Annotated in this window: 20 protein-coding genes and 1 riboswitch; of the genes, 12 read left to right on the top strand and 8 right to left on the bottom strand. The window is 65.9% G+C overall.

Features of this window, described 5'->3' with window-relative positions; genetic code table 11:
• Positions 1-40 precede the first annotated feature (40 nt).
• The 5 genes from DY467_RS15070 to typA form a co-directional block, all read right to left on the bottom strand.
• Entirely contained in the window at positions 41-1,561 is a 1,521-nt protein-coding gene (locus DY467_RS15070) for a M20 family peptidase (protein ID WP_283811801.1), read from the bottom strand.
• Positions 1,558-2,097, bottom strand: coding sequence for an inorganic diphosphatase (gene ppa / locus DY467_RS15065; protein ID WP_107342636.1), 540 nt, complete (start codon positions 2,095-2,097; stop codon positions 1,558-1,560). The genes DY467_RS15070 and ppa overlap by 4 nt, the downstream gene beginning before the upstream one ends.
• Positions 2,098-2,173: 76 nt before the next feature.
• Positions 2,174-2,683: a GNAT family N-acetyltransferase gene (locus tag DY467_RS15060; RefSeq protein ID WP_011155978.1), complete on the bottom strand. Its 510-nt coding sequence runs from the start codon at positions 2,681-2,683 to the stop codon at positions 2,174-2,176.
• Between the two features lie 175 nt (positions 2,684-2,858).
• Positions 2,859-4,127 carry a flavin monoamine oxidase family protein gene (locus tag DY467_RS15055; RefSeq protein WP_164637169.1) on the bottom strand — a complete coding sequence of 423 codons (1,269 nt, stop codon included), beginning with the start codon at positions 4,125-4,127 and terminating at the stop codon, positions 2,859-2,861.
• 223 nt (positions 4,128-4,350) lie between these two features.
• Entirely contained in the window at positions 4,351-6,174 is a 1,824-nt protein-coding gene (gene typA / locus DY467_RS15050; protein WP_107353966.1) for a translational GTPase TypA, read from the bottom strand.
• 427 nt (positions 6,175-6,601) lie between these two features.
• Positions 6,602-6,797: riboswitch (cobalamin riboswitch) on the top strand.
• Between the two features lie 109 nt (positions 6,798-6,906).
• On the opposite strand from typA, the gene DY467_RS15045 reads away from it, so the two are divergent.
• Together DY467_RS15045 and DY467_RS15040 are read left to right on the top strand one after the other, a co-directional pair.
• Positions 6,907-9,183 (top strand): TonB-dependent receptor, encoded by a 2,277-nt coding sequence (locus DY467_RS15045; protein WP_164637168.1) that lies wholly within the window; start codon positions 6,907-6,909, stop codon positions 9,181-9,183.
• A gap of 3 nt (positions 9,184-9,186) precedes the next feature.
• The gene (locus tag DY467_RS15040) at positions 9,187-10,632 is read left to right on the top strand and encodes a PepSY-associated transmembrane domain-containing protein (RefSeq protein WP_164637166.1); all 1,446 of its coding nucleotides are present in this window, start codon (positions 9,187-9,189) and stop codon (positions 10,630-10,632) included.
• A gap of 3 nt (positions 10,633-10,635) precedes the next feature.
• Here DY467_RS15040 and DY467_RS15035 read toward each other — a convergent pair whose 3' ends face one another.
• Complete coding sequence (locus DY467_RS15035; RefSeq protein WP_164637164.1) at positions 10,636-12,081, bottom strand: TAXI family TRAP transporter solute-binding subunit; 1,446 nt, start codon at positions 12,079-12,081, stop codon at positions 10,636-10,638.
• Positions 12,082-12,211: 130 nt separating this feature from the next.
• On the opposite strand from DY467_RS15035, the gene DY467_RS15030 reads away from it, so the two are divergent.
• Positions 12,212-12,514, top strand: coding sequence for a 4a-hydroxytetrahydrobiopterin dehydratase (locus DY467_RS15030; RefSeq protein ID WP_164637162.1), 303 nt, complete (start codon positions 12,212-12,214; stop codon positions 12,512-12,514).
• 85 nt (positions 12,515-12,599) lie between these two features.
• On the top strand, positions 12,600-12,974 hold the full coding sequence (locus DY467_RS15025) for a YkvA family protein (RefSeq protein ID WP_164637160.1): 375 nt from the start codon (positions 12,600-12,602) through the stop codon (positions 12,972-12,974).
• Positions 12,975-12,995: 21 nt separating this feature from the next.
• On the opposite strand, the gene DY467_RS15020 is transcribed toward DY467_RS15025, so the two are convergent.
• Complete coding sequence (locus DY467_RS15020) at positions 12,996-13,595, bottom strand: TetR/AcrR family transcriptional regulator (RefSeq protein WP_349627645.1); 600 nt, start codon at positions 13,593-13,595, stop codon at positions 12,996-12,998.
• A 159-nt stretch (positions 13,596-13,754) separates the two neighbouring features.
• Here DY467_RS15020 and DY467_RS15015 point away from each other — a divergent pair, with 159 nt between their 5' ends.
• Positions 13,755-15,890: a phytoene desaturase family protein gene (locus tag DY467_RS15015; protein WP_164637156.1), complete on the top strand. Its 2,136-nt coding sequence runs from the start codon at positions 13,755-13,757 to the stop codon at positions 15,888-15,890.
• Positions 15,891-15,951: 61 nt separating this feature from the next.
• On the opposite strand, the gene DY467_RS15010 is transcribed toward DY467_RS15015, so the two are convergent.
• Positions 15,952-16,926 (bottom strand): NADPH:quinone oxidoreductase family protein, encoded by a 975-nt coding sequence (locus tag DY467_RS15010; RefSeq protein ID WP_107342626.1) that lies wholly within the window; start codon positions 16,924-16,926, stop codon positions 15,952-15,954.
• A gap of 231 nt (positions 16,927-17,157) precedes the next feature.
• Here DY467_RS15010 and DY467_RS15005 point away from each other — a divergent pair, with 231 nt between their 5' ends.
• The 7 genes from DY467_RS15005 (at position 17,158) to argG (ending at position 23,420) form a co-directional block, all read left to right on the top strand.
• A complete protein-coding gene (locus DY467_RS15005) occupies positions 17,158-17,994 on the top strand; it encodes an SDR family oxidoreductase (protein ID WP_164637154.1) in 837 nt (278 codons plus the stop codon).
• Positions 17,995-18,148: 154 nt separating this feature from the next.
• Entirely contained in the window at positions 18,149-18,724 is a 576-nt protein-coding gene (locus DY467_RS15000) for an invasion associated locus B family protein (RefSeq protein WP_107342624.1), read from the top strand.
• A gap of 185 nt (positions 18,725-18,909) precedes the next feature.
• A complete protein-coding gene (gene rlmN / locus DY467_RS14995; protein ID WP_164637152.1) occupies positions 18,910-20,109 on the top strand; it encodes a dual-specificity RNA methyltransferase RlmN in 1,200 nt (399 codons plus the stop codon).
• Positions 20,110-20,112: 3 nt separating this feature from the next.
• Positions 20,113-20,706: an HD domain-containing protein gene (locus DY467_RS14990; protein WP_164637150.1), complete on the top strand. Its 594-nt coding sequence runs from the start codon at positions 20,113-20,115 to the stop codon at positions 20,704-20,706.
• On the top strand, positions 20,706-21,206 hold the full coding sequence (locus tag DY467_RS14985) for a hypothetical protein (RefSeq protein WP_164637148.1): 501 nt from the start codon (positions 20,706-20,708) through the stop codon (positions 21,204-21,206). The genes DY467_RS14990 and DY467_RS14985 overlap by 1 nt, the downstream gene beginning before the upstream one ends.
• A complete protein-coding gene (locus DY467_RS14980; protein ID WP_164637146.1) occupies positions 21,203-21,982 on the top strand; it encodes a phosphatase PAP2 family protein in 780 nt (259 codons plus the stop codon). Before DY467_RS14985 ends, DY467_RS14980 begins: the two co-directional genes overlap by 4 nt.
• A gap of 100 nt (positions 21,983-22,082) precedes the next feature.
• Positions 22,083-23,420 (top strand): argininosuccinate synthase, encoded by a 1,338-nt coding sequence (argG, locus tag DY467_RS14975; RefSeq protein WP_164637144.1) that lies wholly within the window; start codon positions 22,083-22,085, stop codon positions 23,418-23,420.
• Positions 23,421-23,700 lie beyond the last annotated feature (280 nt).

Genomic DNA, 23,700 nt, shown 5'->3' with positions numbered 1-23,700 from the left:
GTTAAGTCACGCACGGTGCAGTGACCGGAGGCGCGGTGCTTCAGCCCGCCGTGCTCTGCATCAGCCGCACGTAGAACCGGATCATGTCCGCGTAGTTCTTGATGCTGATACGCTCGTTGGTGCCGTGGAAGCGCTTGAGGTCTTCGGGCGTGGCGCGGACCGGCGAGAACCGGAAGATATTGTCGGCGACCTGGGCGTAGTGGCGCGAGTCGGTTGCGGCGATCATCAGGCCCGGCGCCACGATCACATCCGGAAACACCTCGCGGATGGTGCGGTTCAGCGCCTGATAGGATGGGCTGCTGGTGCCGGTCACCGGCGGCGGATCGAAATTGCCTTCGAAGCCGCTCACCGCGATCTTGTCGTTGGCGACCACGCTGCGGACATGATCGGTGACGCTGGTCTGGGTGTCGCCCGGCAGCAGGCGGAAATTGACGCTGGCCTCGGCGACGCCGGGCAGCACGTTGTCCTTGTCGCCGGCGTTGAACACGGTGAGCGCCGTCGTTGTCTGCACCATCGCCGCGGTGGTGCCGCTCTTGGCGAATTCCCGCAGCAGCAGCGGCCGGAACAGCCAAAGGTTCGACAGCGCGACCCGGCTGAAGCCGCTCATCTCCGGCGCCAGGGTGTCGAACATCTCGGCCACCGAGCCGCGGATCCGCATCGGCAGCCGGTTGTCTTCGAGATGGGTCAGCGCCGCCGCCAGCATCCCGATCGCGGTGTCGCGCGGCGGCATCGACGAGTGGCCCGGGGTGCCGCGGGCGGTCAGCACCAGCGTGGCGTAGCCCTTTTCGGAGACGCCGATCAGCGCGGCGGGCTTGTCGAGGCCCTTCATCACCCCGTCGGTGATCAGGAGCCCTTCGTCGAGCACGAAATCGAGCCGGACATTTCGCGAGGCCAGCAGCTCGGCGATCTTGGCGGCACCACGCAGGCCGGAGACTTCCTCGTCATGGCCGAACGCGAAATAGATCGTGCGCTTCGGCCGGAAGCCCTGCTTGGCCATCAGCTCGGCGGCCTCCAGCATCGCGTAGAGGTTGCCCTTGTCGTCCCACGAGCCGCGGCCCCAGACGAAGCCGCCTTCGATCGCGCCGCTGAACGGCGGCTGCTGCCAGTCTGCTTCGGTCTTCGGCGCAATCGGCACCACGTCCTGATGCGCCAGCAGCGCGATCGGCTTGGCCTGCGGGTTGCTGCCTGCCCAGGTGTAGAGCAGGCTGTGACCGCCGACGACCTCCTGCTTGGCCGCCGCGTGGAACGCCGGGAAGCTGGCTTCGATGTGCGCGCGCAAGCCGCGCAGCGCCTCGGCGTCCTGCTCGGGATTGAGGAAATTGGAGATGGTCTGAAAGCGGATCGACTGCGACAGCCGCTGCGCGGCGCCCTGCTCGTCGATCGCGATCGGCGGCACCGCGGCGACATCAATCTGCCGCGAGCCGTTCCGGAAGGTGTTGTAGGCCAGCACCCCGGCCAGGACCGCGACCGCCAGCACGGCGATCGCGACCAGGTTACGAATCCATCGAAGCAGCCGGCGCATCAGAACTCCTGTTCGCCGGCGTTTCGTCCGGCCGCTCAGCCCTTCTTGGCTTGCTTGGCTCGGTCGAGGCCTTCGAGGATCAGCTTATGAGCCTCGTCGGCACCGCCCCAACGCACCACCTTGACCCACTTGCCGGGCTCGAGGTCCTTGTAGTGCTCGAAGAAGTGCTGGAACTGGGCCAGCGTGATCTCCGGCAGGTCCGAGTAGGTCTTGATGCGGTCGTAGCGCTGGGTCAGCTTCGACGACGGCACCGCGATGATCTTCTCGTCGTGGCCGGCTTCGTCGCTCATGTACAACACGCCGACCGGCCGCACGCTCATCACCGCGCCCGGCACGATGCCGCGGGTGTTGGCGACCAGCACGTCGCAGGGGTCGCCGTCGTCCGACAGGGTGTGGGGGATGAAGCCGTAATTCCCCGGATAATGCATCGAGGTATAAAGGAACCGATCGACCACCAGGGTACCGGCAGCCTTATCCATTTCGTACTTGATCGGCTCACCGCCGACCGGCACCTCGATGATGACGTTGACGTCATACGGAGGGTTCACGCCGACGGGGATTGCGTCGATGCGCATCAAGAGCTCCAGACTGATTTGATTTCAGGAACCACCCGAATAGCCTGCGCTGGCGGCGTTCGCCAGCGCAAAAAGCTTAGTTGCTCCAGGCAAACGCAACCTTGTCGAGCGACTTCGGCCCGAACCGCTCCGACGATCGGGCGACCATCCGGCCGCCGAGAGCGCGATAGAATTCGGTCGCCGGCTCGTTATCCGACAGCGCCCAGATCACCATGCTCTTCAGGCCGCTCTGCACCAGATCGCGCCGGGCGGCGGCGAACAGGCGGCGGCCGAAGCCGAGCCCCTGGAACTCGGGGCGCAGATAAAGCTCGTAGATCTCGCCTTCGAACTGCAGGCTGCGGGCGCGGTTACGACCGTAATTGGCGTAGCCGGCAATCTTGTCGCCGAAGCACAGCACGCTGATTCGGCTGCCCTTACGGATCGCCGAGTCCCACCAGGTCGGACCGCGGCGGTTGATCAGCTTTTCCAGCTCCGCACCCGGGATGATGCCCTGATACGCGGAACGCCAGGCTTCGTCATGGGTGGCCGCGACCGCGGACGCATCCGCTGCCCTTGCCGCTCGTACCTCGATCAGGGTCGTGCTCATGACGGTGATCAAAGCAAGTCGCGGGGCCGGCTTCAAGCTCCAACGTTAATTATCGGTTAACGTGTGGATTTCCTGCACCAGACGCCGCCTGCGCTGTGCCGGAATCGGACAACTCACAGGACGACCTACGTATTTCCGCGCCGATTTGCGGCAGTCGCGACACTTTAGGTGGAAGTTAGTTCGCTGCGAAACCTGCACCGCTGCGACAATCGATCGCTTGTCGCGCTGCACGCTCGCCCGAATCACGCGCGCCGTGGGCGGTCGAGAAGAACTGCGGCGAGGTCGCCTCCCCGGCAAAGAACAGCCGGCCATCGACCGGCGCCGCCAAGACGCCGCGGGCACCGGCATGGCCGGGCAGCGCGTGCGAATAGGCGCCGCGCGCGAACGGATCATGGGCCCAGCGCGATTCCGCCAGCGGCGACAGCTTGCGGCGAATGTCGTTGCCGAGCAGATCGGCGATCTCGTCGATCGCCTGCGTGGCGAACGCCCCCTCGCCGGCGTCTTCCAGCTCACGCGCGTAGCGGCCGCCGAAGAAGCCCTCGATACAATCACGGCCGAACGGGCGCAGATGATACGTCCCCATCGCGCTCCGCATCGTGGCAGCGCGTAAGTTGCCGTCGGCGGGAAAGCCGTTCGGATCTGACAGTTTCAGCATCACCTTGTCGTCGACGCCGAGCGGCAGATGGCGCGCGGCCTCGACCTTGCCGGGCAGCGCCGGCGCGAACCTGATCGCCTCGTCGGCGAGCAGATTAGTCGGCACCGTGATGATGACCTGACTGGCACTGAGCGTGCCGAGCGAGGTCTTGATTTTGATCTGCCGCTCGGAGTGATCGATCAGCTCGACCACGCAGTTCAGCGCAACCGGACATGGCGCACCGTAGGCCGCAATCAGCGTGCCGTAGCCTTCGCGAACCCGCCAATTGATGCCGGTGTCGCGATAGGATTCAAGATCGTGCACCGAGATGCGATCAAGCTCGGCGCCGTTGACGTAGGTCGACACCGCATCGATCATCGGATTCCAGCGGTTACCCGGCTCGAGCAAGGTCGCTGCAGCCACATCGGTCTTGTGTTTCGCCGCGCGCCAGACCCGCTCGTAGAACGCGTCGAGCGCCTTGCCGAAGGCGGCGCGGTCGCGCTTGGGAAACACATCGCCAAAGCTCGCCTCGCCCCACGGCGGGTGCGTCTTGTCGATGCCGATGCCGAGCTGCTCGGCGATGCCGACGAATGAGTTCTCGTCCGCCGAATGCAGCCAGCCGCAGCCGACGTCGAATGCGATCTCCGGCGTCACCATCCGGGTCCAGGCCCGGCCGCCGATCCGGTTCCGCGCTTCCAGCACGATCACCGACAGACCCGTCCTTTCCAGCGTGCGCGCCGCACCGAGGCCGGCCGCGCCGGCGCCGATGATCGCGATGTCCACCGAGGACGGAAAGCTGGATGACGGCATGCGCGATCCTACCACGGCGCTGACGGCGGTTCGATGTCAGAGGCCTTGAAACGACGATGCCCGGCACGAAGGCCGGGCATCGAGTATCGAAACCGCGTCAAGTTCTAGCGTTGAAATCGATCACCGACCTCTCACCGTCATTGCGAGGAGCAAAGCGACGAAGCAATCCAGCGCCGTGCAGGGGGCTGGATTGCTTCGCTTCGCTCGCAATGACGAACGGAGATCAGGCGACCGCCTGCTTGCTCTTCTCGGCGCGCTTGCGCTCGTTCGGGTCGAGCAGGCGCTTGCGCAGCCGGATCGACTTCGGCGTGATCTCGACCAGCTCGTCGTCTTCGATATAGGCCAGCGCCTTTTCCAGCGTCATCCGGATCGGCGGCGTCAGGCGCACCGCTTCGTCCTTCGAGGTGGTGCGGATGTTGGTGAGCTGCTTGCCCTTGAGGACGTTGATCTCGAGGTCGTTGTCGCGGGTGTGCTCACCGACGATCATGCCCTTGTAGACCTTCCAGCCCGGCTCGATCATCATCGGGCCGCGATCTTCCAGCTTGAACATCGCGTAGGCGACCGCTTCACCCTGATCGTTGGAGATCAGCACGCCGTTGCGGCGGCCCTGGATCTCGCCGCGATACGGCAGGTAGTTGTGGAACAGCCGGTTCATGATGGCCGTGCCCTTGGTATCGGTCATCAGTTCGCCCTGGTAGCCGATCAGGCCGCGGGTCGGCGCGTAGAACACCAGCCGCAGACGATTGCCGCCCGAGGGCCGCATCTCGATCATCTCGGCCTTGCGTTCGCTCATCTTCTGCACGACGACGCCGGAGAACTCCTCGTCGACGTCGATCACGACTTCCTCGACCGGCTCGAGCAGCTGGCCGTTCTCGTCGCGGGTCAGCACGACGCGCGGACGCGACACGCTGAGTTCGAAACCTTCGCGGCGCATGTTCTCGATCAGGATCGCGAGCTGCAATTCGCCGCGGCCCGACACTTCCATCGCGTCCTTGTCGGCGGATTCGACGACGCGCAGCGCGACGTTGCCCTCGGCCTCGCGGAGCAGGCGGTCGCGGATCAGGCGGCTCGTGACCTTGTCGCCTTCGGTGCCGGCGAGCGGCGAGTTGTTGACGATGAACGACATCGACACCGTCGGCGGATCGATCGCCTGCGCCTGGATCGGGGTATCGACGGCCGGATCGCAGAAGGTGTCGGCGACGGTCCCCTTGGTCAGGCCGGCGATCGCCACGATGTCACCGGCTTCGGCGATATCGAGCGGCACGCGCTCGAGGCCGCGGAAGGCGAGGATCTTGCTGATGCGGCCCTGCTCGACCAGCTTGCCGTCGCGCGACAGCACCTTGACGGCCTGGTTCGGCTTCACCGTACCCGAGGCGATGCGGCCGGTGATGATGCGGCCGAGATAGGGATTGGCTTCGAGGATGGTGCCGAGCAGGCGGAACGGACCTTCTTCCACCACCGGCGGATGAACGTGCTTGAGCACCAGCTCGAACAGCGGCTTCATGCCTTCGCTCGGATCGCCGTCCGGCTTGTCCGACATCCAGCCGTTCTTGCCGGAGCCGTACAGGATCGGGAAGTCGAGCTGCTCGTCGGTGGCGTCGAGCGCGGCGAACAGGTCGAACACCTCGTTGACCACTTCGGTGACGCGGGCGTCGGAGCGGTCGACCTTGTTGATCGCGACGATCGGCTTGAGGCCGAGCTTCAGCGCCTTGCCGACCACGAACTTGGTCTGCGGCATCGGGCCCTCGGCAGCGTCGACCAGCACGATCACGCCGTCGACCATCGACAGGATACGCTCGACTTCGCCGCCGAAGTCGGCGTGGCCGGGCGTGTCGACGATGTTGATGTGGGTGTCGCCCCAGACCACCGAAGTACACTTCGCCAGAATGGTGATGCCACGCTCGCGTTCGAGATCGTTGGAGTCCATCGCCCGTTCGACCTGGCGCTGGTTGTCGCGATAGGTGCCGGACTGCTGCAGCAGTTTGTCGACAAGAGTAGTCTTGCCGTGGTCGACGTGGGCGATAATGGCGATGTTACGGAGGGTCATGGCTCTTCTGTCGGTCCTGCGGGCGTTGCCTGATCAGCGAGATCATAGGCACACCGCGGGATGCGCCGAAGGGCGCGCCGAAGCCAGCCTATGTCTGAAACGCGCCGGGCAATCGCAATCTGAAATCGCAAAAAACAGGCCCGGCCGAATAGGACCGGGCACCAGCACGCGTTGCGACGCAATATACGCAGAAATCGCGAAATAACAATGACGGTTGCGGATGGACAGACCAGCTTCGGCGCGGTGGCCGCCGGAGCGTGCCCCGGAGCGCCTCCGGCTTTGTTCCTCAGACTGCTTGACCTAATGATGTAATGTTATAACATTACGTACATCGTCACTGCGATTGGTAATTTCATAGTGCAGCCGTTGTCCCTTGGACTGATTGGATTTTTCCCGCTCGGTTCGTTGACACCGCTGCCGTATGTCCAATACCGTGACCAGCGACGGTTCCCGAAAGGGATCAATAGGGAACGCGGTGCGGGTCTTCGGACTCTATTCCGCGGCTGCCCCCGCAACTGTAAGCGGCGAGCCATTCGCCACACGCCACTGGGCTTTCGTCCTGGGAAGGCGGTGAACGGCAACGACCCGCGAGCCAGGAGACCTGCCGTCAGTCGTGGTCACACGCGAGCACATCGGGCGGGGTGTCCTGGTGCGAGTCGAACCGTAGCCCACAAGAAGGCTGCGGCAGACCTGTTTCGCGGTGACGTGCCACGTTAGCCGCGAGCCAAGAAAATGACTCCCGCCGTTCTGCCTCTCGGGCGCAATCGTCGCCTGCTGTCCTCTGTCGCCCTCGTCCCTCTGCTCTGGCCGGTCGACGGCCTGGCGCAAACCGCCTCGGCCAATCCGCGCGGTCTCGACCCGATCGTGGTCGAGGGCCAGACCGCACGTGCCGCCAAGCCGCGCGCGACGGCAAATGCCGGATCGTCGCGCCAGCGCCGTGCCGCCGCGCGTCCTGTCGCGACGCCCGCGCCCGCGCCCACTCAGCCGACGACCACCACGTCGACCGCCCCTACTTTCAACCTCGGCACCCCCTCCTCGACCGGCAGTCGGCTCGGCCTGACGCCGCTGCAAACACCGGCCAGCGTGGAAGTGATTCGCGCCGAGACCATCGCCGAGCGCGGCCAGCACAACGTCATCGACGCGGTGACGCAGAACGCCACCGGGTTCACTGCGAGCCCGCGTCCGGGAAATGGCGGCCTCGCCTTCACCACGCGCGGCTTCACCGGCAACGGCACGGTGATGTCGCTCTACGACGGCACCCGGCTGTATGTCGGCTCCGGCACCATGACGTTCCCGTTCGACACCTGGACGGCGCAGACCATCGAAGTGCTGCGCGGCCCGGCCTCGGTGATGTATGGCGAAGGCGCGATCGGCGGCGCCATCAACGTGATCTCCAAGAAGCCGCTCGACGTGCAACGCAACGAAGCCGAGATCTCGCTCGACACCAACCTGACCCGGCGCCTCGCGGTCGACTCCGGCGGCCCGATCAATCCCAATGTCAGCTATCGGCTGGCGGCGATCGGCAACATGTCGGACGGCTGGGTCGACCGTGACAAGACATCGAACGTCGCGGTGTCCGGTTCGGTCCGGGTACAGGCCGCCGACAATCTCGCCTTTACGCTGAGCGAAGACTACGCCGACCGCAGCCCGTCGCGCTATTTCGGCACGCCTCTGGTGAACGGCCGGCTCGACGAGTCGCTGCGCTTCCAAAACTACAATGTCGGCGATGCCTCGATCCGCTATCGCGACAACTGGACCCAGCTCAAGACCGAGTGGGACGTTGCCGAAGGCGTCTCGGTGAAGAACGTCACCTACTATCTCAGCACGCACCGGCACTGGAAGGACGTCGAGAGCTACGCGTTCAGCCCGACCACCGGAAATATCAACCGCAGCTCCTATATCGAGATTTTTCACGACCAGGAGCAGATCGGCAACCGCTTCGACACCACCTTCAAGGGCCATGTCTTCGGCCTCGCCAACGAATTCGTCGCCGGTTTCGACGTCAACCGCATCGCCTTCACCCACACCAACAACTCGCCTTACGCCGGCACATCCTCGGTGCCCACGTACAATTTCGATCCAGGCACTTTCCTGCCGGTGAGCCCGACACGGCCGAGCTTCCATACGCTGACGACACAGTATGGCGTGTTCGCCGAGAACCGGCTCAGCCTGACCGACCAGCTTTCGTTGATCGGCGGCATCCGCTCTGACAATCCGACGGTGCAGCGCACCGATTTCCTCTCGCCTTCGAACAGCTTCGAGAAGACCTACTCGGCGCCAAGCTGGCGGGTCGGGGCGGTGTACAATCCGATCGAGAACCTCTCGATCTACGGCCAGTATTCGACCGCGGTCGATCCGGTCACCAACCTGATCACGATGACGGGCGTGAACCGCGACTTCTCGCTCTCGACCGGCAAGCAGGTGGAGGTCGGCATCAAGCAGCAGCTTGCCGGCGGCCGCGCCGAGTGGACGCTGGCGGCGTATCACATCGTCAAGAACAACCTGCTGGCGCGCGATCCGCAGAACCCCGCCAACACCAATCCGCTGCAGATCGGCCAGCAGTCGTCGCGCGGCATCGAAGCCTCGGCCGGCCTCAAGGTCACCGAAACCATCCGGCTCGACGCCAACGTCGCGTGGCTGCGGGCCAAATACGACGACTTCACTCAAGTCGTCGGCGGCCGGGCGGTGAACTACGCCGGCAACGTCCCCAACAACGTGCCGCAGATCGTCAGCAACATCTGGGCGACCTGGGCGTTCGCGCCGGGCTGGTCGGCCAATGCCGGCATCCAGCTCGTCGGCGACACCTGGGCCGACGACGCCAACACGCTGGTGCGGCCCGCCTATAACGTCGTCAATGCCGGGCTGATGTGGAAGCCGGACGCCCGGCAGACCTTCGCGCTGCGCGTCTACAATCTGTTCGACACCGTCTACACGACATCGGGCAACACGACCATGTGGCAGCTCGGTATGCCGCGCACCGCGGAACTGTCCTACAATGTGAAGTTCTAGGCGATGCGAAGCGTCGTCAGGCGCGCGAAGCGGTGGCTGTATCTCGGCCACCGCTGGCTCGGCATTGCCGGATGTCTGCTGTTCGCGATGTGGTTCATCTCCGGCGTGGTGATGATGTACGTCGCGTTTCCGCATTTCGACAAAGAAGAACGCTGGGCGGCATTGCCCGACCTCGCCTGGCAGCGCGTCGCGCTGCCGCCCGATCAGGCGATGCAGGTGGCCGGCGTGACGCACTATCCGCGCGACCTGCGGCTGGTGATGCTCGATACCGAGCCGGTGTACCGGCTGCTCGACTGGAACGGCCGGCGCACCACCGTCTCGGCGGTGGACGGCCGCAAGATCGATCAGGTCAGCGCCGATCAGGCGCTGGGGATCGCGCGGCATCATCCGGCCGCCGTCGCGCCGCGGCTGATCGAGACGGTCGATCGCGACCAATGGAGCGTGACGTCGCGCTACGATCCGTTCAGGCCGCTGTACCTGATCGGGCTCGGCGACGCCGCCGGGACAGAGCTCTATGTCGCGTCGCGCGGCGGCGAGATCGTGCTCGATACCACGCGGCAGGAGCGGATCTGGAACTGGTTCGGCGCGATCCCGCACTGGATCTACTTCACAGTGCTGCGCCAGGACGGCCCGCTATGGCGGCAGGTGGTGCTGTGGGTCTCTGGCATCTTGATGACGGTCGCGGCGAGCGGCATCTGGATCGGACTGCTCCGCGCCGGCCTGCGGCGACGCTACGCATCGGGTCGGATCACGCCGTATCGCGGCTGGATGGCGTGGCACCACATCACCGGGCTGATCGGCGGCGTGGTCGTGCTGACCTGGATGGTCTCGGGCTGGCTGTCGATGAACCCGGGCGAGGCCTTCGCCCGCCGCGGCGAAAGCCGCGACATGCTGCAGCGCTATGCCGGCCACGATGCTCCGACGATCGATGCCAAGCTTCCCACCACGCTCCTCCCGGGTGTCGTCGAAGCCCGCTTCACTTGGATCGGCGGCACGCCGCTGTTGCTGCTGGGACATCGTGACGGCCGGCAGACTGCCGCCGATCCTGAAGACGGCACGGCGAAACGGCTGCCGGAGGAAACGATCATCGCTGCCGCAGCCACGCTGCTCACGGACGCCACGATGGTGTTGCGGCAGCGGCTCGAACGGTACGACGCCTATTGGTACCAGCATCATCGGCAGCGCGTGCTGCCGGTGCTCCGGGTCGGCTTCGACGATCCTGCTTCGACCTGGTTCCACCTCGATCCTGCGACTGGTGAGCTGCTCGGGCGCAGCGACACCAGCGCGCGGAGCTATCGGTGGCTGTTCAATGCACCACACAGCTTCGACTTCCCGGTGCTGCTGGCGTATCGGCCGGCCTGGGATCTGGTGGTGATCGTGCTGTCACTCGCCGGCCTGGTGATCTCGGTCAGCGGCGTGGTGATCGGCTGGCGGCGGTTGGTGCGCTGAGCGCTACACCGCCTGCGGCCGGGCGCCACGCACCGGCGGCAGCGACGTCACGTCGGCGAGCAGCAGCTTGCGGTCGGTGACGGCGTTGTGGAACTGCTCCAGCGCGATGCTGAACGCGGTCAGCGCCGCGCTGTCGATCGCGCCGTTCTCGTAAGCCGTCAGCGTGTCGCGCAGGATCGCGTCGGCCTCGGTCTGCATCGCGTCGAGTTCTTCGGCCGAACTGCAGCGCCGCGCGGTCGCCAGCATGTCGAGCAGCCGCTCGCGCTGCGACGCCGTGCTGGTGCGCTCATCCTTGCGCAGGAAACTGGCGAACCACGCGCCGGCCGACCCCATCAGCGACAATCCCATCAGCGACAACCAGATCAGGTCGCTGTAGCGATCGAGGAAGCTCTTCTCTTCGCCGTCCACATAGGCGGCGGCGCCCGGCTGCACCGGAATCACCGCATCCTTGTCGGTGTCGGGCGTTTCGATCTTCGCGGCGAGCGGCACTTCGCCCATCACGATCTGGCGGGCGGTGAACAATTGCTCGGTGAACGTCGCGATCGTGGTGTCGGAGGCGCCTTCGCGCGCCACGATGTAGTGCGAGAAGCTGACCGTCTTGATCTCGTTGTCCGGCCGCGCCGGTGCGCCGCCGAACGCGCCGGCCGGAATCGACGCCGCCTCATAGGACGGGTGATTGGCTGCCAGCGCTTCGGAGGATTCGATCGACAGGAACACCGGTTCGCGCCCGGTGTGAGCGGTGGCCGCCACCGCATCGCCGATGATCTTGCTGTTGAGCGGACCGGCGGCCAGCAGCGCATCGACCTTGCCGGTGCGGACCGCGTCGGCGACTTCGGCCACCGGTACCGCCAGCGTCTGAACTTTCGACGGATCGACGCCGTATTGCTGCAGGATCACGGTGAGCAGACCGGCGTTGGCTTCGGTGCGGCCGACGACGCCGACCCGCTTGCCGGTCAGATCGGTGATGGCGGCCATGCCCGCCGCCTTGCTGCCCTTGCGTTTGCCCTTCGGCTCAGTGCCTGCAGGCGCCCACAGCACCGCGACGTTTTTATGCAGCACGGCCACCGACTGGGCCTGCTTCGGAACCGGCAGGTCGCCGCGGATCACCGCGAGATCGACAGTGCCGGACTTCAACGCCAACGCGCTCGCGGCCGGACCATCGGTCACCACCGGCCGCAACCGAACGGTATTACGCTCGCGCGCAAACACTTGGGCGAGCGCCTGGATCAGCTTGTAATCGTCGCCGGCCTGCGGCCCGACTGCGATCTTCAGGGTGACGGGCCGCATCGCGAAGTAATAACCCGCGCTGGCGATCCCGATCAGCGACAGAATCGTCGCCAGCACGACCAACAGCATCCGGCGCCAGGGCGAGCGCAAAGACGGCTGCAGCATCGTCTCCATGGAGTCGGAACCGTCCGCCAGCCGTGACAATCGCTGCGTGCTGCTCATCCGTGATCCGAACCCGTCCCGTTCAGCAGTTCCCAGCGGACGCTGGTTCCGCCGCCTGCTGCTTCGCTAGCCGAGCGGTTTGGCTGCATTATGGTGGCCAGGTGGCGACGGGCACTGGGAGACAGACGGCATGAAGCAATTATCTGAAGCCGACCGACGGACTGCGCTCGCGGACCTCCCCGGCTGGCGCGAGGTCGAAGGCCGCGAGGCAATCGGCCGCAGCTATCAGTTTCGGGACTTTGGCGAAGCGTTCGGTTTCATGACGCGGGTCGCGCTGGTTGCCGAAAAGGCCGATCATCACCCCGAATGGCGCAACGTTTACAGGACGGTGGACGTTGTGCTGACGACTCATGATGCCGGCGGCGTCACCGAGCGTGACATCCGGCTTGCCAAGGCGATGGACGCGATTGCCGCGCAATCCGGCGCGAAGTGACGGCGCAGTCTTGCGAGCACGCCGGCCGATCACCAAATCCGGCGGGACCAATCAATTGTTCCGCCGCGCGCGCGGGAGTGCTTCGATGACGACTGATCACAGCGTGGGGTTCGAACCTGCCGACCGCTTGGCGCAGGACCCGGAACAGGTACGCCGGCGGTTCTGGCGCAAGATCAAAAGCGTCGCGGTCCAGCTGCCGTTCGTCGAAGACATTCTGGCCGCGTATTACTGCGCGTTCGACCGGCAGACGCCGCGGCACGTCCAGATCGCGCTGCTCGGCGCGATCGCTTACTTCATCCTGCCGTTCGATTTCCTGCCCGATATCCTGCCGGTGCTGGGCTTCACTGACGACGCAGCGATCCTCGCCACCGCGCTGCGGATGGTCGCCAGCAACATCACGCCGGAGCATCGCGAGGCCGCGCGCGCCGCGATGCAGCGTGGGCTGGAAGAAGAAGCGTAACGGCGCCCTGCCGCATTCCGTTTAAGCCGGCTCCAGCATCCGCGCCAAAACCCGCGTGGCGAGTGCGGCACGCTGCGCCATCGCGTCCGTGCTGATCGGCGGCTCGCCGAGCAGGGCCTGCAGCGGCGCGATCCCGATCAGCACTGAGAAGAACACGCTGATCAGCGTCACGACCTCTTCGCAGCGGATGATGCCGCGGTCCGCAGCTTGCTCGAAGAACCGGGTCGCGGCCTGCGTCACCGGTGCCCGGCCGCTGGCTTCCAGCTCGCGCGCGACCGAACCGCCGCCGCGCCCCGCCTCGGCGATCGCCAGCCGATACATCGCGGTCCGCTCCGGATGCAGCAGCTCGCTGAGGAAGATCCGGCCGAACTGCTCAAGCACGACGAGAAACTGCTGCCGGTTTTGCGGCTCCGGCAGCTCCGGCGACGGCTGCATCTTGGCGGCGCCATAGCGGATCAACGCCGTCAGGATCTCCTGTTTGCTGGCGAAGAACTCGTACAGCGTCCGCTTCGAGGTGCGAGCCCGGCGGACGATCTCGGCGGTGGTCGCCGCCTCGAACCCCTTCTCGACGAAAACATCGAAGGCGGCCTGCAGGATCGCGGCGCGGCGCGGGTCGCCCACTGATTCTTGTTGTTGTTCCATGACTTAGCGACCGATCCGGTTGGCGCGCAGATTCCGGTACCAAACGGTACCGGATGTGATAGGCTCTGGTACCGAATGGTACCGCAAGCCCGACCGACGTCAAAGCCGGTGTTTGGCGGACCTGAGCCCGGAGGCAGCATGAAGACCTTCCTGACGGTGAAACTGGTTCTGGTTCCGTTTGCGGTGTTCTGGGCGTTGCTGGCGCTGCATCAGCCAGCGATGGCGATGTGGTCAGGCCTCGCACTCTCGCTCGCGGGCAATACCTGGCGGGCCTATCGGCGCGAGCTGTTCGTGCTCGAAGTCGGCGGTTTGGTGCTGTTTACCGGCCTCGCGACCCTGCACCTGATCGATCCGGCGACCGCGGCCGCCAACGCACTCTGGCTGTCGTTTGCGGGGCTGGCAGTGGTCAGCGCGCTCAGCCTGGCGGCCCGACGGCCGTGGACATCGGACTATTCGCGTGCCGCACACCCGGATAACGCCGAGACGCCGCAGTTCTTCCTGGTCAATGCTGCGATCACCGGGCTCTGGGCAGTGCTGTTCGCCGCGATCGCCGCCTGCCGCTATGTCGCCGCGCCGGGCGAGGTGATCACCGCGATCGTCAGCGTCGGCGCGGTGATCTCGATCTTCGGACCGAAGCTGGCCATTCACCTGATCCTGAACCGGATGGCGGCGTCGCGGGAAAGCTACCGCTGGCCCGCACCGTCGTTCACGCCGGCCGAAGCGCAGGACTGCGACGTCGTGATCATCGGGTCAGGCATCGGCGGCCTCACGGCGGCGGCACTGCTCGCCGACGCCGGGCTGAACGTGCAAGTGTTCGAGCAGCACGTCGTCGCCGGGGGCTATTGCCATACGTACTTGCGCAAGGCGCATCATCACGGCCGGCCGGTGCTGTACCGGTTCGATGCCGGCCCGCACGATTTCTCCGGCGTGCAGCCGGGCGGCCCCTTCGCCACGCTGCTGCAACGCCTCGGCGTCGCCGATCGCATCATTTGGGAGCGGGTGACGCACAGTTTCAACACTGAGGCCGGCGCGATCGACGTGCCGCCGGATTGGCTCGACTACGTCAGGCTGCTCGGCGAGCGGTTTCCCGGCAGCGCCGCCGGCCTCACGGCGCTGTTCGACGAGATCAAGGCGATCTTCGACGACATGTTCGCGACCGCTGCCGGCCGCGGCGGTGTACCCGGGATGCCGTCGAGCATCGATGAGCTGCTGGCGTTTCCGCGCAATCACCCGCACGCCTATCGCTGGATGAACCGGCCGTTCGCCGACCTGGTCGCGGCGCATGTCCAGGATCCCGCGGCGGTGGCGTTCATCAACGGCCTCGCCGGCTATATCGGCGACGGCAGCGAGCCGCCGACCTGCGCCCGGATGGTGCCGATCTTCGGCTATTACTTCCACGGCGGCTACTATCCGCGCGGCGGCTCGAGCGTCGTCTCCGACGCGCTGGTCGCGGCGATCGAGGCGCGCGGCGGCGAGGTGAATCTCAAGACGCCGGTGGCGCGCATCCTGATCGAGAACGAAGCGGCTGCCGGCGTGGTGCTCGGCAACGGCGGGGCGGTGCGGGCCCGCGCGGTGATCTCCAACGCCGACCTCAAACACACACTACTCGACTTAGTCCCGGCCGAGGCGCTCCCACGGGATGCCCACCGCTGGATCACCGAAGCGGCGCCGGCGAATTCCTGCTTCAGCGTGCATCTTGGGCTCGACTGCGTGCCGGACATCCGCCCGTCCGTGCATCTGCACGCGCCGATGCGGGTCGGGCTGGCGATGATGTCGAAGCTCGACCCTTCGGCCGCGCCGGCCGGACACTCGATCCTGTCACTGATTCATTTGGTGCCGCACGCGGAGGCGAAAAGCTGGTTTCCGCCTGAGCCCGAACACGATTGGAAATCCTGGCGGCGATCGGAGGCGTATCTGCGCCGCAAGCAGGAACTCGGCGACCGCATGATCGCGGCGGCCGAAACCGTGATCCCGAACCTGTCGCAGCACATCGTGTACCGCACCGACGCCAGCCCGGTGACCTACGCGCGCTACGACGGAGCGAGCTTCGGCTCGATCTACGGCATGTCGTGCGCCGGCCAGCTCAAAGGCTCGAAATCGCCGCTGCGCAATCTGGTGATCGCCGGCGGCGGCAATATCGGCGCGGGCATCGAGGCTGTGGTGATATCAGGTGCCGAAGCCGCCGAAGCGCTGCTGCCCGGGCTACTGGCGCGCACGCAACCGGTCGCCAGCGAGCCCGCCGCCGCTACGAGGCCGGAGTTGATGCCGGCGTAATGCGATCAGTCCTAGGGTGGGTTACGCACTGCGCGCTAACCCACCCTAGGATTCAGCATTCTCACGGATGCAGGATCACCTTGCCCATCGCCTGACGGCCGGCGAGCACCTTCAGCGCGTCGGCGGTTTGGGCGAGCGGGAAGGTGCGGTCGACGTGCGAGGAGATCTTGCCCTCGGCCGCCCACTGCACCAGCTTCTCGAGATTGGCGCGGTTCTTCTCCGGGTTGAGCCGCGTCCACGCCCCCCAGAACACGCCGCGGATATCGCAGCCTTTCAGCAGCGCGAGGTTGAGCGGCATCTTCGGAATGTCGCCGGCCGCAAAGCCGATCACCAGGAAGCGGCCTTCCCAGGCGATCGAGCGCAACGCGGCTTCAGCGTACGTTCCGCCGACCGGATCGAAGATGATGTCGACGCCCTTGCCGCCGGTCAGTTTCTTCAGACCCTCTTTCAGATCTTCGGTCGCGTAGTTCAGCGTCAGCTCGGCGCCGTGCTGCTTGGCGAACGCCAGCTTCTCCTCCGAGGAGGCACAGGCGATCACCTTGAGACCCATCAGCTTTCCGAGTTCGCACGCCGCAAGGCCGGTGCCGCCGGCGGCGCCGAGCACCGCGAGCGTCTCGCCCGGCTTCGGGCTGGCACGGTCTTCCAGCGCATGCAGAGCGGTGCCGTAGATGATGATGATGCCGGCAGCGCGATCGAAATCGAGATTGTCGGGAATCTTGACGATCATCTGCGCCGGCAGCGCGATCTTTTCGCGCGCACCGTTGTGACCGCACGACGCCACCACGCGATCGCCGACCTTGAGGTCGGTGACGCCTTCGCCGACGCTTTCGATCACGCCCGCGACTTCCGCGCCCGGCGAGAACGGGAACGGCGGCTTGATCTGGTACTTGCCCTGGATCATCAGGATGTCGAAGAAATTCAGCGCCGCCGCCTTGATCGCGATCACGGCTTCACCGGGGCCGGCGACCGGATCGGGCACGTCGGCGTAAACGAGATCGTCGGGACCGCAATATTGCTGGCAGAGAATGGCCTTCATGTATCCACCCAGGTGCGAGGTTTGTGATTGCCTGCCCTTCTGCCGGATTTGCACGCGAGGGACAATCGGATTCGGCCCGCGCGCCCAGCCGCATCGTCATTGCCGGGCTTGACCCGGCAATCCATCCGTTCTCGAAAGATGATGGATGCCCGGATCAAGTCCGGGCATGACGCTGCGTGCGGGACTAATTCCGCACGAATTCCGCTTCGCGGTTAATCAAGGAGGCGCGCGATGTTCGAGGCTGGTCTGCTCGCGAACAAACGGATTCTGATTACCGGCGGCGGTTCCGGACTCGGTGCTGCGATGGCGGCGCGCTTTGCCGAACTCGGTGCGTCGCTGGTGCTGTGCGGTCGACGCGCCGTGGTGCTGCACGAAACCGCGGAGCAACTCCGGTCACGCGGCAGCCAAGTCGACACCCTCGTGTGCGACGTGCGCGATCCGCAAGCGGTCGAAACCATGCTCGATGAGATCTGGCGCGCAGCGCCGCTCGACGTGCTGATCAACAATGCCGCCGCGACCTTTATCGCACAGACCGAGCGAATGTCGGCGCGCGCAGCGGACGCGATCCTGGCACCGACGCTGCACGGCGCGATGTACTGCACGCTCGGCGCCGGCCGGCGCTGGATCGACGGCGGCCGCGCGGGCGTCGTGCTCAGCATCCTGTCGACCTCGACGATCACCGGGCGCGCCTTCACGGTGCCGTCCGCTATGGCGAAGTCGGCGGTGCTGGCGATGACCAAGAGCCTCGCGGTGGAGTGGGGGCCGAAGCAGATCCGCCTGGTGGCGATCGCGCCCGGTGCCTTTCCGACCGCGGGTGCGACCGCGCAGCTCAGGCCGAACGGGCGCGCCGCCGATCCGGCGGACCGGGTGCCGCTCGGCCGCGTCGGCCGCCACGACGAGCTTGCTAATTTAGCGAGCTTCCTGATCTCCGATCAGGCCGGCTACATCACCGGCGAGATGGTGGTGCAGGACGGCGGCACCCATCTGCGCAGCTCCGGCGCCGAGGACCTGCTGCAATGGAGCGATCAGCAATGGGCCGCGCATCGGGCCGGGCGCGCCAAATCCTGAAGGTACGCCAGCTACATGCCGAGGCCACATCGACGGTGAGCAACGCCCGCTGACGGCTTTCCAGAATCGACCGTCCCGGCTATTCCGGGCGTCGTGATCAGCGGACCCCCGCGAGCCATTTTGCAGTCACAATGATGAGGGACCAGACTTGCCCATGATCATGAGGCGAATGCTGATTGCCGCGTTGGCGGGTTCATTGATGGTTGCGGCGGGCAACGCTGCGGTGGCGCGCGAAGCCAAGGGCAAACCGGCCGCGACGCCGGCGGCTGCCTCGGGCGGCGCGGAGCCGACGCTGATCGGCCAGTTCGGCAGCTGGGGCGCCTATACGGCAGCGCCCGGCGGCAAGAAGGTGTGCTTCGCGCTGGCCAAGCCGTCCTCCTCCAAGACCACCCCGCCGAACCGGCCGCGCGATCCGGCCTATGCGTTCATCTCGACCCGGCCGTCCGAAAAGGTGGTCAACGAGGTCTCGGTGATGGTCGGCTATCCGCTGAAGCCGGGCTCGGAATCGGCCATCGAGGTCGCCGGCAGCTCGTTCGCGATGTACACCCAGGGCGACGGCATCTGGATCAAGAACGCCGCCGAGGAAGAACGCCTGGTCGAAGCGATGCGCCGCGGCGCCGAAATCACGGTCAAGGGGGTCTCGGCCAAGGGAACCGCCAGCACCGACGTGTTTTCGCTGAAGGGGCTGGCCCAGGCGCTCGACAAGGTCGCGCAGGCCTGCGGCAGCTGAGAGCCCGCCCCGCGGGCCGCCGCTATTGAGGCCGGCCGCCCCGTTCGGTAAAGCATTCCGGTACAGACGACCCGCCAGCCGGCGACAACCGGGCGGCGGGTTCTTATATGCATGGCGACCGGCGGCTTGTGCCCCGCTCTGCACGCCCGCCGCGGATGGCCGGCCACCAACCTGAACGTGATGCGATGACGCCTTCTGCCGCCTCGGCCCTGGTCGAGAAGACCCCGCTGGAAACCTATGTGCCGCCGGCCAAGCCGTCGCTGATCGGGCTGTCGCGGGCGCAATTGTGCGACCGGCTCGGCGAAGTCGGCGTGGCGCCGCCCCAGCGCAAGATGCGGGCGCAGCAACTCTGGCATTGGATCTATGTCCGGGGCGCCCGCGACTTCTCCGAAATGACCAACGTGTCCAAGGAGATGCGGGCAACGCTGGCGGAGCATTTCACGGTCGACCGGCCCGAAGTGGTGGCCGAGCAGATTTCGGCCGACGGCACCCGCAAATGGCTGCTGCGACTGCCGAGCGGCGGCGACGGCCAGAAGGCCCACGAGGTCGAGTGCGTCTATATCCCCGAAACCGACCGCGGCACGCTGTGCGTCTCCAGCCAGGTCGGCTGCACCCTGAATTGCGCATTCTGCCACACCGGCACCCAGCGCCTGGTGCGCAACCTCACCGCCGGCGAGATCGTCGGCCAGGTGATGGTGGCGCGCGACCGGCTCGGGGACTGGATCGACCGCGAGACCCCGAACGGCAATCGCCTGATCACCAACATCGTGATGATGGGGATGGGCGAGCCGCTCTACAATTTCGACGCGGTGCGCGACGCGCTGCTGATCGTCTCGGACAACGAAGGCATCGGCATCTCGCGGCGGCGGATCACGCTGTCGACCTCCGGCGTGGTGCCGAACATCAAGCGCACCGGCGACGAGATCGGCGTGATGCTGGCGATCTCGCTGCACGCCGTGCGCGACGAACTACGCGACGAACTGGTGCCGCTGAACCGCAAGTACCCGCTGAAGGAATTGCTGCAGGCCTGCCGCGACTATCCGGGCGCGTCCAACGCCCGCCGCATCACCTTCGAATATGTGATGCTGAAGGGCGTCAACGACTCGCTCGACGATGCGCGCCGCTTGGTGCAGCTGCTCAAGGGCATTCCGGCCAAGATCAATCTGATCCCGTTCAATCCGTGGCCGGGCTCGAAATACGAGTGCTCGGACTGGGACCAGATCGAGAAGTTCTCGGAATACATCTTTAACGCCGGCTACTCGTCGCCGGTGCGCACCCCGCGTGGCCGCGACATTCTGGCCGCCTGCGGACAGCTCAAGTCCGAGACCGAAAAGCTGTCGGTGCGCGAACGCAACGCGCTGCGCGCGATGGCGATGACGGACTGATCCATGTTGCCCGCCGACGAGATCAAGGGCGTGCTGGCCTTCCTGCGGGAAGCCGAGCGGCTCAAAAGCGTGATCCGCAGCGGGTACACGTCGACCGGCCGCCCCGAGAGCACCGCCGAACACACTTGGCGTTTGTGCCTGATGGCGATGCTGCTCGCCGACGGGCTCGGCAATATCGATATCGCGCGCCTCTTGAAGATCTGTGTCGTCCACGACCTCGGTGAAGCCCTGCACGGCGATGTGCCGGCGGTCGCACAAGTGGAAGGCGACGACAGAGCCGCACGGGAGCGCGCCGATATCGAAACTCTGACGCAGCCGCTCGACGATAGGCGCCGCGCCGAGATTTTGGCTCTATGGCACGACTACGAGACCGGGGCCTCGCCGGAAGGGCGGCTCGCCAAGGGGCTCGATAAGCTGGAAACCATTCTGCAGCACACGCAGGGCCTCAACCCGGCCGACTTCGACTACGCGTTCAATCTCGATTACGGCACCAAGCACACCGCGGTGCACCCGCTGATCGGTGCGATCCGCGCCGAACTCGACAACGACACAAGGGCGCGGATGACAGCTCAGCAAGCTTCCGGAGCACCCGACTAATGGCATTGCTCGGCCGCCTGTTCGTGATTGCGATCGGCTTTCTGTTCGCCTCGATCGCCGCCGGCCTGGTGGTGGTCGGGATGCTGCTGTTTCCTGAGCTCAGCCAGATCACCGACGGACCGATCGACACCGATGCGCTGAACATCGTGATGGGCTTCGGCTTCATCTTCGTGTCCGGCTTTGCGCTGCTGCCGGCGCTGGTGGTGGTGCTGATCACCGAGGCGTTCTCGATCCGCAGCGCGCTGGCCTATGCGATCGGCGGCGCGCTGGTCGGGGTCGCATGCTATCTCGGCCTGGTGCCGTTCGATCCGGCGACCCTGCATTTCGATGGCATCATCCGCCGCCACCTCGAAATCATGACCGGGGCCGGCATCGTCGGCGGCATGGTGTATTGGCTGGTCGCCGGCCGCAACGCCGGTGCCTGGCGCGATCCGCCCCGCCGGCGCGCGCCCTTGCCGCCTTCCCAACCCGCACCGCCTCCGGTAAACCGCGCCCCATGAACCGCAACGGACTTCTCATCGCGCTGGCGCTGTTCGCCGGCATCGGGCTGGCGTTCGGTCTGTTTCCGGGCCTCGACCTGTGGCTGGCCGGCCTGTTCTACGACACGGCCGCCAAGACCTTCCCGATGCGCGCGATGCCGGATCTCGAATTTGCCCGCGACTTTGCGATGTGGATCGCCTGGGCGATCGCGGCGCCGTCGATCTTCGCGCTGGTCTATAAGATGATCCGGCCGGACCGGCCGCTGGTGATGCCGGGCCGCACGGTCGCGTTTCTGCTGATCAGCATCACGCTGTCGGCCGGCGTCCTCACCAACATGACCTTCAAGAGCCATTGGGGCCGGCCGCGGCCGGCCGCGGTGACCGAATTCAACGGCCCGTGGCAGTTCAAGGCGTGGTGGGACAATTCCGGCGCCTGCCCGAAGAACTGCTCGTTCTTCTCCGGCGAGGGCGCCACCGCCTATTGGACCTTCGCGCCCGCCGCCCTGACCCCGCCGGCGGTGCGTCCTTACGCCTATGCGGCGGCCTTCACCTTCGGCACCGTCACCAGCGGCCTGCGGATGGCGTTCGGCGGGCATTTCTTCACGGACGTCGCGATCGCCGGTCTCGTCACCTTCCTGGTGATCTGGCTGCTTTACGCACTGATCTACCGCTGGGCCTGGAGCCGGACCTCGGACGAGGCGATCGACGCGGCGCTGACCCGCGCGTTCTGGCCGCTGTACCGGCTGCGGCTGAAGAAATGGCGCGGCCAGGACATCGGCCCGGCGCCGGCCGCCTGAGCCGCATCCGCAGCCCCACCGCGATTAAACGCGTGCCGCTGGCCGCGAAGTTTGATATGCGCGCAGCAACCGCAACTGCTTCAACCGATTGGGACTTCCAATGACTACGATCTTGAAAAGCCTGCCCAAGGGCGAAAACGTCGGCATCGCTTTCTCAGGGGGTCTCGATACCAGCGCTGCGCTGCTGTGGATGAAGCAGAAGGGCGCCCGCGTGTTCGCCTATACGGCGAACCTCGGCCAGCCCGACGAGGCGGACTACGACGCAATCCCGCGCAAGGCGATGGAGTTCGGCGCCGAGAAGGCCCGCCTGGTCGATTGCCGCACCCAGCTGGTGCACGAAGGCATCGCGGCGATCCAGGCCGGCGCCTTTCACGTCTCGACCGGCGGCATCGCGTACTTCAACACCACTCCGCTCGGCCGCGCCGTGACCGGCACCATGCTGGTGTCGGCGATGAAGGACGACGGCGTCAACATCTGGGGCGACGGCTCGACCTACAAGGGCAACGACATCGAGCGGTTCTACCGCTACGGCCTGCTGACCAACCCCGCGTTGCGGATCTACAAGCCCTGGCTCGACCAGCAGTTCATCGACGAACTCGGCGGCCGCGCCGAGATGTCGGCGTTCATGACCTCGCACGGCTTCGCCTACAAGATGAGCGCCGAGAAGGCGTATTCGACCGACAGCAACCTGCTCGGCGCCACCCACGAGGCCAAGGATCTCGAACACCTCGACAGCGGCATCAAGATCGTCAACCCGATCATGGGCGTGCCGTTCTGGCGGGACGACTGCGCGGTCAAGTCCGAGGCCGTCACGGTGCGGTTCGAGGAAGGCCAGCCGGTCGCACTCAATGGCCAGACCTTCACTGATCCGGTCGCGATGTTCTACGAAGCCAATGCCATCGGCGGCCGCCACGGCCTCGGCATGAGCGACCAGATCGAAAACCGCATCATCGAAGCCAAGAGCCGCGGCATCTACGAAGCGCCCGGCATGGCGCTGCTGCACATCGCCTATGAGCGGCTGGTCACCGGCATCCACAACGAAGACACTATCGAGCAGTACCGCATCAACGGCATGAAGCTCGGCCGGCTCTTGTATCAGGGCCGCTGGTTCGATTCGCAGGCCCTGATGCTGCGCGAGACCGCGCAGCGCTGGGTCGCCCGCGCCGTCACCGGCGAGGTGACGCTGGAGCTGCGCCGCGGCAACGACTACTCGATCATGAACACTCAGAGCCCCAACCTGACCTATGCGCCGGAACGGCTGAGCATGGAGAAGGTCGAGGACGCACCGTTCACGCCGGCAGACCGGATCGGCCAGCTCACCATGCGCAACCTCGACATCACCGACACCCGCGCCAAGCTCGGCCTCTACGCCAAGACCGGCCTGCTGTCGTCCGGCGAAGGCACGCCGATCCCACAACTGGAAAACGACAAGGGGTGAGGACCTTTCACGGTCATTCCGGGGCGCTCACGGAAGTGAGCGAACCCGGAATCCCGAGGTTCGGGGCACCCGGCGGTCGGACGCAGAACAGGTCGGGATTCCTGTATCTGCGATGTGCTGGTGCATAGTCAGCACGACGGAGGCCGCTCGGTGGATTCCCGGCCGATCATCTCGCCGTAACCCGGTGCGGGCGCCTCTGTCGGTGTTGCTTGATCGAACAGTCGCACGGGCATTGCCGTTGCGGTGATCGCCCGCATACAGGACCGATCCCATGACGATT

Origin of the sequence: Rhodopseudomonas sp. BR0G17 (assembly GCF_010907025.1) — a bacterium.
Lineage (GTDB): Bacteria > Pseudomonadota > Alphaproteobacteria > Rhizobiales > Xanthobacteraceae > Rhodopseudomonas > Rhodopseudomonas palustris_H.
This window is presented reverse-complemented; position numbering and strand designations above follow the sequence as displayed.

Bases quoted from the DNA above. Each gene is read 5' to 3' on its own strand.
- ppa (WP_107342636.1), bottom strand. From the start codon at position 2,097: ATGCGCATCGACGCAATCCCCGTCGGCGTGAACCCTCCGTATGACGTC.
- DY467_RS15060 (WP_011155978.1), bottom strand. From the start codon at position 2,683: ATGAGCACGACCCTGATCGAGGTACGAGCGGCAAGGGCAGCGGATGCG.
- DY467_RS15055 (WP_164637169.1), bottom strand. From the start codon at position 4,127: ATGCCGTCATCCAGCTTTCCGTCCTCGGTGGACATCGCGATCATCGGC.
- typA (WP_107353966.1), bottom strand. From the start codon at position 6,174: ATGACCCTCCGTAACATCGCCATTATCGCCCACGTCGACCACGGCAAG.
- DY467_RS15045 (WP_164637168.1), top strand. From the start codon at position 6,907: ATGACTCCCGCCGTTCTGCCTCTCGGGCGCAATCGTCGCCTGCTGTCC.
- DY467_RS15040 (WP_164637166.1), top strand. From the start codon at position 9,187: ATGCGAAGCGTCGTCAGGCGCGCGAAGCGGTGGCTGTATCTCGGCCAC.
- DY467_RS15035 (WP_164637164.1), bottom strand. From the start codon at position 12,081: ATGAGCAGCACGCAGCGATTGTCACGGCTGGCGGACGGTTCCGACTCC.
- DY467_RS15030 (WP_164637162.1), top strand. From the start codon at position 12,212: ATGAAGCAATTATCTGAAGCCGACCGACGGACTGCGCTCGCGGACCTC.
- DY467_RS15025 (WP_164637160.1), top strand. From the start codon at position 12,600: ATGACGACTGATCACAGCGTGGGGTTCGAACCTGCCGACCGCTTGGCG.
- DY467_RS15015 (WP_164637156.1), top strand. From the start codon at position 13,755: ATGAAGACCTTCCTGACGGTGAAACTGGTTCTGGTTCCGTTTGCGGTG.
- DY467_RS15010 (WP_107342626.1), bottom strand. From the start codon at position 16,926: ATGAAGGCCATTCTCTGCCAGCAATATTGCGGTCCCGACGATCTCGTT.
- DY467_RS15005 (WP_164637154.1), top strand. From the start codon at position 17,158: ATGTTCGAGGCTGGTCTGCTCGCGAACAAACGGATTCTGATTACCGGC.
- DY467_RS15000 (WP_107342624.1), top strand. From the start codon at position 18,149: ATGATCATGAGGCGAATGCTGATTGCCGCGTTGGCGGGTTCATTGATG.
- rlmN (WP_164637152.1), top strand. From the start codon at position 18,910: ATGACGCCTTCTGCCGCCTCGGCCCTGGTCGAGAAGACCCCGCTGGAA.
- DY467_RS14990 (WP_164637150.1), top strand. From the start codon at position 20,113: ATGTTGCCCGCCGACGAGATCAAGGGCGTGCTGGCCTTCCTGCGGGAA.
- DY467_RS14985 (WP_164637148.1), top strand. From the start codon at position 20,706: ATGGCATTGCTCGGCCGCCTGTTCGTGATTGCGATCGGCTTTCTGTTC.
- DY467_RS14980 (WP_164637146.1), top strand. From the start codon at position 21,203: ATGAACCGCAACGGACTTCTCATCGCGCTGGCGCTGTTCGCCGGCATC.
- argG (WP_164637144.1), top strand. From the start codon at position 22,083: ATGACTACGATCTTGAAAAGCCTGCCCAAGGGCGAAAACGTCGGCATC.